This window comes from Bacteroides sp. MSK.20.12 (genome assembly GCF_019052435.1).
In the GTDB taxonomy this organism is placed as follows: domain Bacteria; phylum Bacteroidota; class Bacteroidia; order Bacteroidales; family Bacteroidaceae; genus Bacteroides; species Bacteroides xylanisolvens.
In genome coordinates, this window is the sequence record NZ_JAHQVH010000011.1 from 132,849 (window position 1) to 142,857 (window position 10,009).

A 10,009-nucleotide genomic window follows, 5' to 3' on the forward strand; every position below is an offset into this window, starting at 1 on the left:
AATAGTTTTCTCCTACTTATTAAGAAATAAACTCTCCTTTTTTCAAGGTATGCAACATTTATTTTGAAAATTGAATCGGAGCATACCGTTGATTCTCTGCCGAAAAACCGTTATCTTTGCAAGGATAATTCATTATATACTCAACAAAAAAGAAAAGGAGACACCCGTGAACGAAGAAGAGATTGTCCTCACCCCGATGATGAAACAGTTTCTGGATTTGAAGGCAAAACATCCGGATGCAGTGATGCTGTTTCGTTGCGGTGACTTTTATGAAACATATTCTACGGATGCCATCGTTGCAGCCGAAATTTTAGGGATCACACTGACAAAACGTGCCAATGGGAAAGGAAAAACTATCGAGATGGCAGGTTTTCCTCATCATGCCCTTGATACCTACCTTCCGAAACTGGTTCGTGCTGGAAAACGTGTCGCCATCTGCGACCAGCTCGAAGACCCGAAAATGACGAAGAAGCTGGTGAAGCGTGGCATTACCGAATTGGTTACTCCCGGTGTTTCTATCAATGATAATGTTCTGAACTATAAAGAAAATAACTTCCTGGCTGCCGTTCATTTCGGAAAGGCTTCCTGTGGAGTTGCTTTTCTCGATATTTCTACCGGTGAATTCCTTACTGCAGAAGGACCTTTTGATTATATAGACAAGCTGTTGAATAACTTTGCCCCTAAGGAAATTCTTTTTGAACGTGGCAAACGCCTGATGTTTGAAGGTAATTTCGGTAACAAGTTCTTCACATTCGAGCTGGACGACTGGGTATTTACAGAAACGACTGCCCGTGAGAAACTGCTGAAACACTTTGAAACGAAGAATCTGAAAGGTTTCGGAGTAGAGCACTTGAAGAACGGTATCATTGCTTCCGGTGCTATCCTGCAGTATCTGACAATGACGCAGCATACGCAAATTGGTCACATCACTTCATTGGCGCGTATTGAAGAAGATAAATACGTCCGTCTGGATAAGTTCACGGTGCGTAGTCTTGAGCTGATTGGCAATATGAATGATGGCGGAAGTAGCCTGCTCAATGTGATTGACAGAACAATCAGCCCGATGGGAGCGCGTCTGTTGAAACGCTGGATGGTTTTTCCCTTAAAGGATGAGAAACCGATCAATGAACGCTTGAACGTAGTGGAATATTTCTTCCGCCAACCTGATTTTAAGGAACTGATTGAAGAACAGTTGCATCTGATAGGTGACCTGGAACGTATTATTTCCAAAGTGGCTGTAGGGCGTGTGTCGCCTCGTGAAGTCGTTCAGTTGAAAGTTGCCTTGCAAGCAATTGAGCCGATAAAACAGGCATGTATGGAAGCTGATAATGCGAGCTTGAATCGCATTGGCGAACAGTTGAATCTTTGTATTTCTATTCGTGACCGGATTGCCAAAGAGATTAAAAATGATCCTCCTTTACTGATAAATAAAGGTGGAGTGATTCAGGACGGTGTGAACGCAGACTTGGATGAATTGCGGCAAATCTCCTATTCAGGAAAAGATTATCTGCTAAAGATACAACAGCGGGAGAGCGAAGAGACGGGTATTCCGAGCTTGAAAGTAGCTTATAATAATGTATTCGGTTATTATATCGAAGTCCGTAATGTGCATAAGGATAAGGTTCCACCCGAATGGATTCGCAAACAGACGTTGGTCAACGCAGAGCGTTATATCACGCAGGAACTGAAAGAATACGAAGAGAAGATTTTGGGAGCGGAGGATAAGATTCTGGTTCTGGAAACGCAGCTATATACGGACTTAGTACAGGCATTGATGGAATTTATTCCACAGATACAGATTAATGCGAATCAGATTGCACGTCTGGACTGCTTGTTGTCATTTGCCAATGTGGCCCGTGAGAATCGTTATATCCGTCCGATTATTGAGGATAATGACGTACTGGATATTCGTCAGGGACGTCACCCGGTGATTGAAAAGCAACTTCCGATAGGCGAGAAGTATATTGCCAATGATGTAATGCTGGACAGCAACACGCAACAGATTATTATTATTACAGGTCCGAACATGGCCGGTAAGTCTGCACTTTTGCGTCAGACGGCGTTGATTACGCTGTTGGCTCAAATCGGCTCGTTTGTTCCTGCGGAGAGTGCGCACATTGGTTTGGTAGATAAGATATTTACCCGTGTTGGAGCGAGTGATAATATATCAGTCGGCGAATCTACATTTATGGTAGAGATGAATGAAGCGGCAGATATCCTGAATAATGTTTCTTCCCGGAGTCTGGTATTATTTGACGAATTGGGTCGTGGTACTTCTACTTATGATGGTATTTCCATTGCCTGGGCAATTGTAGAGTATATCCATGAACATCCCAAAGCAAAAGCACGTACATTATTTGCCACGCACTATCATGAATTGAATGAGATGGAGAAATCTTTCAAGCGCATCAAGAATTATAATGTATCGGTGAAAGAAGTTGATAATAAAGTAATCTTCCTTCGTAAACTAGAACGTGGCGGTAGTGAACACTCTTTTGGTATTCATGTGGCAAAGATGGCCGGTATGCCGAAAAGCATTGTGAAACGTGCAAATGAGATATTGAAACAGCTTGAATCTGATAATCGCCAACAGGGCATAGCAGGTAAACCGTTGGCAGAAGTGAGCGAGAATCGTGGAGGTATGCAGTTAAGCTTCTTCCAGTTGGACGATCCGATTCTCTGTCAGATTCGCGATGAGATATTGAATCTTGATGTGAATAATCTTACTCCTATTGAAGCGCTGAATAAACTGAATGATATTAAGAAGATAGTCAGGGGGAAATAAGCTGAAAATGTATATAATGTCTTAGGATATGTTTTCGATTGTTGTTCTGACATTAGGGAAATGGCATTTGTTTTATTGATAAAAAAGAGGGATTAGTGATGTTTGAACCGCTAATCCCTCTTTTTTGATTTAGGCTATTTTCTTTTTCTTCTTGTCATAGAAGAACATGAAATAGACGCCTATTATGATAAACGGAACGCTTAACCATTGTCCCATATTGAACATCATGCTGTTTTCAAAATCTTCCTGATTTTCTTTTAGGAATTCGATGAAAAAGCGGAAGGTGAAGATATAAGTCAGACAAAGCCCGAAGAAGAAGCCACGGTGCAGTTTCTTGCTGTAATTCTTATACAGGTAAATCATGATGAAGAACAGGATAAGATAAGCGATGGCTTCGTAGAGCTGTCCCGGATGACGGGGGAGCATATCTACACGTTCGAATATGAATGCCCAGGGCACATCAGACGGTTTGCCTATGATTTCGGAGTTCATCAGGTTGGCAAGGCGGATGAAGCAGGCGGTGATTGGAGTAGCTACGGCAATCATATCCAGCACGTCCATATAATGGAGTTTCGTCTTGCGGCAATACAGCCAAAGGGCGATTATCAGTCCTAATGTACCGCCGTGGCTGGCAAGTCCTTCATATCCGGTGAATTTCCAGTTTCCGTCCGGCATGAATTTGATAGGAAGAATCATTTCCCAAAAATGAGACAAGTAGTATCCCGGATCATAGAACAGACAGTGTCCCAGGCGGGCACCAATCAGAATACCAAAGAAACAATAAAAGAAAAGCGGGTCAAACTTTTTCTCCTCTATCTTTTTATCCCGGTACTGGTAGTGAACAACCACATAAGCAAAGAATATTCCTACTGCCCACAATAATCCGTAATAACGGATAGAAATGCCGAACAGGTTGAATAGTTCGGGGTTCGGGTTCCAGTTGATGGATAATAGCATGGTATTCATTCTATATTGGATTAATGTTAATGATTAGATTTTTTGAATTTCTCCGCAACCATCCGGTAGGTTGGTATATTTATTCCCTGTTCTTCGGCTGCTGCAATCATGTCGAAGAGCAATCCCTGTATTTCCGAGTCGTGTCCGCGTGCCAGGTCTTTTTGCATAGAAGCGGTACTTTCGGGGTCAAGCTTGTCAATCACTTTCAGGTTGTAGCTGACTGGGTCTTCGGGAAATTCGACGCCCAGTTTCTTTCCTAAGGCAGCGCTTTCCGTAGAAAGTCCGATAAATGTATCCCGTATCTTTCCCGGTTTCTGCACTTCTCCCATCGGAACGTCGTAGTAAGCACCCGTCACAGCCATTGCGGAGATAAACGACCATTTGATAAACGTATCCCGGTTGATGTCCGGTGACAGGTCTACCTTTATGCCTGCTTCCTGCAAGTCTTGTTGGATGGCTTCCAGCAATCCGGGCTTTACAACTGTGCCGCGATGAGCGCCGTATATCAACCGGAATATCTTTCCCATTTGGGTGATTTCTCCTGTACCGGATACGAAACCTACGATATAGATGCATCCGTCGAGGACAGTGACTTCCGGTACCAACTTTTGTATGCGTGGCCCTGTGCCGTACACATTCAGGATAGGGATGACAACCGTGTCTTTGTGTGCTGCTCTTTTAATCAGTTCTACGATGGAATCGACCGAATAACCTTTCACGCATACAAATATCACATCTGCTTTCCCATTGAATTCTTCAGCGGTAGTTGCCGGAATCCGGAGCGTATGTTCGCCCTTCAAATCCGACTTCAGTTTCAAACCGTTCGTTTGAATCGACTGCAAATGAGCTCCACGGGCAATACAGGTTACATCTTTGCCTGCCAGCGACAAGAATCCTGCGATACTGCCGCCTACACCTCCCGTTCCTGCAATGAGATATTTCATATTGTTAGCGAATTAGTAATTAATAAGTCGTCGGTGGTAACCGATAATCACACGTTGAAACGGAAATGCATGATGTCGCCATCCTGCACCACATATTCTTTTCCTTCCACACCCAGTTTTCCGGCTTCTTTCACAGCTGCTTCCGAGCCGTATTTGATATAATCATCGTATTTGATAACCTCGGCACGGATAAAGCCTTTTTCAAAATCGGTGTGGATCACTCCAGCACATTGAGGAGCTTTCCATCCTTTTTCGTATGTCCAGGCACGTACTTCTTGTACACCGGCAGTGAAATATGTTTCGAGATTCAGGAGTTTATAAGCAGATTTGATAAGACGTGCTACGCCCGATTCTTCCAAGCCTACTTCGGCAAGGAACATTTGACGGTCTTCGTACGTTTCCAGTTCGGCGATGTCCGCTTCTGTTTTGGCTGCGACAATCAGGATTTGAGCATTCTCGTCTTTTACGGCTTCGCGTACCATATCTACGTATTTATTTCCGTTTACTGCGCTTGCTTCATCAACGTTGCAGACATACATTACCGGCTTGCTGGTCAATAAGAACAGTTCGTGAGCAATCTTTTGTTCGTCTTTTGTTTCAAAAGTCACTGTACGTGCAGATTTTCCCTGTTCCAATGCGTCTTTATATTGAACGAGTACATCGTAAGCTAACTTTGCAGCTTTGTCTCCGCCCGTCTGTGCTTGTTTCTGTACTTTCTGGATACGGCTTTCGATGGTTTCCAGGTCTTTCAATTGAAGTTCGTAGTCAATGATTTCTTTGTCGCGGACGGGATTTACGCTTCCGTCTACGTGTGTCACATTGTCGTCATCGAAGCAACGGAGTACGTGGATAATTGCATCTGTCTCACGGATATTGGCAAGGAACTTGTTTCCCAGTCCTTCACCTTTGCTTGCGCCTTTCACCAGTCCGGCGATATCTACGATTTCTACAGTTGTAGGAACAATTCGTTGGGGGTGCACCAATTCAGCGAGTGCGTTCAGACGTTCGTCAGGAACAGTGATTACACCTACATTGGGTTCAATTGTACAGAAAGGGAAATTTGCCGCCTGTGCTTTCGCATTCGACAAACAGTTGAAAAGTGTCGACTTACCCACGTTCGGTAGTCCTACAATACCACATTGCAATGCCATATTAATCTATTATTTCTTTTATTATCAATGATTTATACAAATGAACAACGATTTGGCAACAATGTCCGGATAAATAAAGAGTATTTGTTGCCGGGCTGCTCATTGTAGTTTGCAAAGATAATACTTACTAATCGAAATTACCCCAATTTCGTAGAACAAAATAAGTTTGTCCATTAAAAATCAATTTTTAAGCTAACGAAGAAAATGTGGTATGCTTTCTGTCTTTAAAAAACAGATAAAAACGATATCAATGTCTCTTTCAATGTAGACTTCATCTGTTTTTTTAGTAATGAGCCAGCTAAATGTTGTTTTAAAAAGATGCAAAGGCTCGTTTGTTTTGTCTTTATCATTTACTTATGATATTTATTCTCTTTATATAATTAATTATATTAGAAAAAGCGTGTAATTGAGGTGGTCCCCCTCCACCTCAATTACACGCTTTTTTCATATAAAAAGAATATTCTTTCGCGTCTGCGCACGTGTACACTATTAAAAAGAAAACTCACAGCCAGTTTATCTTCCTATGCTATGTATAGCACAGAATCCCATTATAGCTGCTTTTATTTTCATTATAGCTAATCTCAATTTCATTATAGCTAATCCCGATTTCATTATAGCTAATCAGCACTTGCTATCAAGAGGCTCATGGTTCATTGAGATGCTTATCGTATCCCAAATATACGATAAATCGTCCGGTGCATAAGTAAAATCATTCTAGATGAAAGTAAATACATTTTAGATGAAAGTAAGACAAAGTAAGCTAATCTGGGACAAAGTACGTCATTTCAATCCCTTGTGATATAATACCTTTGCGGTATCAAAAGAAAAAGAAATAGGGCTGGTTCATTTCTTCCGATATCTATTGCGTCAGCTGTTTTGCTTTGTTATAAGCCGACTGAAAATAAATTTATATTAGGGTGATTCTTTTATGCGATAAAGAATCAAATGCCCGCTTTCGATTTTTGGGCTTAGTGAAAAGTTTCAATCGTTTTCAATTATATCATCCTCTGTAATAGTAGTCAACGATTCATTTGATATGTTTCCGTCCGTCGCTAAACGGTTCGCTTGAATTTCCAATGTTTTTTCAAAAATGTTGCGAACCCAACGGGCATTTCCAAAATTGTGGTCTTTATTGATAATAGCTTTATTAATCACCCGTTTCATTTTCTCTATGGCTCCATCAGTGATTACATATTCATACTTTTTCAGATTACCAAGGTATATCTGTAATAGTTCTTCTGCTGAGTAATCCTTAAACTCAATGTAGCGGTTGAAGCGCGATTGTAGTCCGGGATTTGAGTCTATGAATTCTTTCATCTCTTGCGTGTAACCGGCAAGAATAACAACCAGGCGTTCTCTGTCATCTTCCATTCGTTTTAGCAGTGTTGCTATTGCTTCTTTTCCATAATCATTGCTTGAATTTGTAACCAAAGAATAAGCTTCATCAATAAACAGTATTCCACCCATGGCAGAGTCTATGATTTTATTTGTTTTGACAGCGGTTTGTCCTACATATTCTGCGACCAGGCCAGATCGATCGGTTTCAACTAAATGTCCTTTCTCCAAGATACCTAGTTCTTTATAAATGCAGGCTAAAATTCGTGCAACGGTAGTCTTTCCTGTTCCAGGATTCCCTATAAATACACAATGATATGAAAGTGAGGGGGCTTTCATTCCTTTTGATGCACGTACCTTCTGAATTTTGATAAAATTGACTAATGTAGCCACATCATTTTTTACTAGTTCAAGTCCGGTCAACTGAGTTAGCTGCTCCATTCCTCCTTGCTTTTCGGGTGTGCTGACGTATGTAGCCGTATTAGATTCTAGCTCACTTTTACTGATTTCATTATTCCAGGGAGACATGATGCTTTTCAGGAAATCGGTTTCTTTTGTTGTAATGGTTCCATCTGCTTTGGCAATAATAGATGCATAACGATATAAAAGTAAATGGTATTGTTTTCCTATTTCATTATCCATATTGTTGATGATTGCACCTAATATGAATAAAGTGTCCGATTTGATATTGTCCGCATTTATTTTTTCAATGAGAGGGAGGTAATCGGCAATACTATTAGAAATACGGTCATAGGCAACAGGCAATTTAGAGAATGTGATTTTCTGTAAGCCATATATGCGGGCAAACAGATAGATGATGGCAAAGCTCTCCTTTCTATCTATTCCAAATCGATAACCTAGTTGCTGATAAACCTTTAATAAATCTGCGGTTATCAACATATTAATCAAGTCTGGAAATGGTATTTCAGCGGGGTTGCCGGTAGAATGGAAATGTATCGCATTGTCAACCTCTTCTTTTAGACGTGGATTATCGTTTAGTTTCTGAATAAACAGAAATAGTTTATCTTACAGTCTTGAACAATATTAAAATAAGGTTGATCGATTCCATTGAATGTAGCGGTTGTTTGTATGGGCTGCTTTTCCAAAGTATTATTGGGGGTTATTGTTATTTTGCTTGTAGACATTATTATGAAACCAATAATAATTCCAACTATGGCACCAATTATTACTTCTATCGAAAGTATAATAATTCCAGTTACTAATGCGAGTAGCCCGATTAATACAAAAGTGAAGCCATAACCGAGTTGCTTACTTTCTATTTTATTGTGTTTGGGTGATTCAGAATTTGAGGCCATAATCGTTTTTCTATTAGAATACTTGTTTGTTTAGACAATGTAATATCATTTATAATGAATGTGCGCAAATGTAATGAATATATTCCAATAGTTCCTTTGTATGGCAATATTTTCAATCAAGTAATATTCTCTTTAGTATTTTGCTTGGTATTTCTTATAGAAAATCAGGAATAAAGTAAATCCAATTAGAGCAAATGGTACACCCGCCAGAGCCGGATAACGGTAGCCACCATTAACAGCCAGTCCGCCTGCATAAGCACCGATGGCATTTCCGAGATTGAATGCAACCTGCACGCAGGCTGCTCCCAGCATTTCTCCTCCCTTTGATACGCGGATAATTAATATCTGCTCCGGACTGGATACTGCGAACAGTCCTGCCGTACAAAGGCACATCAACAGGGCTGCTGCCCATTTATAGGGAGAAAGGAAGAAGATGAGCAATAACATAATACAGATAAGTGCTTGAGCGGCAGTTCCTACTTTTCCGGGGGTGTAGCGGTCGGAGAGACGTCCACTAATCAGGTTTCCCATCACCATACCGAAGCCGGCAAGGATCATTAAGGGCGTAATGCTTTCTGCGGAGAAGCCGGACACATTGGTAAGCATCGGATTGATGTAGCTATACCAGCAGAATACACCGCCATTACCTAGTGCCGTAGCGCCAAGAATCAACCACGGAGCCGGAGTTTTAAGAAAGCGGAATTGTCCTTTAAAGCCGGTATCCTTCAGACCCTCTACATGCGGAACCCATCGCCAGATATAATATAGGATAACAATTCCCCAGATACCAACCAGCAGGAAAGTGGCACGCCAGGAAAGCATGGTACTTAAGGAAGTGCCCAAAGGTACGCCAAACAGATTGGCAATGGTCATTCCTGCAATCATGATGGAGACGGCTTCCGAACCTTTACCCTTGTCGGCCAGTTTCTCTGCAACAATAGAGCCTACTCCGAAGTATGCACCATGAGGCAAACCGGAAATAAAGCGGGCAGCGAGCAATACCCAGTAATTGGGAGCCATAGCCGCACAGATATTACCTATCATAATTAAGGTAACTAATACTAACAGAATATGTTTTAGCGGATATTTGCGAGCCAATGTCAATACAGGTGCACCGACACAGACGCCTAATGCATAAGCAGAAATGAAATGCCCTGCGGTAGGAATACTAATACCTAAATCTTTTGCCACATCGGGCAAAATTCCCATCATTACAAATTCGGCAATACCTAATCCCAGTGTGCCGAACGCCAATGCAATAAGACTCTTCTTCATACAAAACTTTACCTTAATACCTGTTACCTTACTACCTTGCTATTATTTGCCGCTTATTTGTTTTGGCTGTAAAGGTAAAACAAAATCTTTCAGGGTGAGTTCGATGAGATGGATTTTGATTTAAATCAATTTAGACAATGTTGGTGTAAACTGATGACGAGGGATTTATGTAGTATATGTAAATTGTAGCTATTTACTTTCTTTCCAATTCTTGCAAATATTTGCAAGAATTGGAAAGAAAGTAAA

6 protein-coding genes are annotated in these 10,009 nt (G+C 41.1%); 1 reads left to right on the top strand and 5 read right to left on the bottom strand.

Annotation, left to right across the window (positions count from 1 at the left end; all coding sequences use genetic code 11):
- Nucleotides 1–196 precede the first annotated feature (196 nt).
- On the top strand, nt 197–2,785 hold the full coding sequence (mutS, locus tag KTR06_RS08340; RefSeq protein WP_032855757.1) for a DNA mismatch repair protein MutS: 2,589 nt from the start codon (nt 197–199) through the stop codon (nt 2,783–2,785).
- A 129-nt stretch (nt 2,786–2,914) separates the two neighbouring features.
- Here mutS and lgt read toward each other — a convergent pair whose 3' ends face one another.
- The 5 genes from lgt to araJ form a co-directional block, all read right to left on the bottom strand.
- Nucleotides 2,915–3,751, bottom strand: coding sequence for a prolipoprotein diacylglyceryl transferase (lgt, locus tag KTR06_RS08345; RefSeq protein WP_074908694.1), 837 nt, complete (start codon nt 3,749–3,751; stop codon nt 2,915–2,917).
- A gap of 17 nt (nt 3,752–3,768) precedes the next feature.
- On the bottom strand, nt 3,769–4,686 hold the full coding sequence (locus KTR06_RS08350) for a ketopantoate reductase family protein (RefSeq protein ID WP_055235707.1): 918 nt from the start codon (nt 4,684–4,686) through the stop codon (nt 3,769–3,771).
- Between the two features lie 47 nt (nt 4,687–4,733).
- Nucleotides 4,734–5,837 carry a redox-regulated ATPase YchF gene (ychF, locus tag KTR06_RS08355; protein ID WP_004298673.1) on the bottom strand — a complete coding sequence of 368 codons (1,104 nt, stop codon included), beginning with the start codon at nt 5,835–5,837 and terminating at the stop codon, nt 4,734–4,736.
- 981 nt (nt 5,838–6,818) lie between these two features.
- Entirely contained in the window at nt 6,819–8,072 is a 1,254-nt protein-coding gene (locus KTR06_RS08360) for an AAA family ATPase (RefSeq protein WP_207895172.1), read from the bottom strand.
- A gap of 548 nt (nt 8,073–8,620) precedes the next feature.
- Entirely contained in the window at nt 8,621–9,763 is a 1,143-nt protein-coding gene (gene araJ / locus KTR06_RS08365; protein ID WP_074908684.1) for an MFS transporter AraJ, read from the bottom strand.
- Nucleotides 9,764–10,009 lie beyond the last annotated feature (246 nt).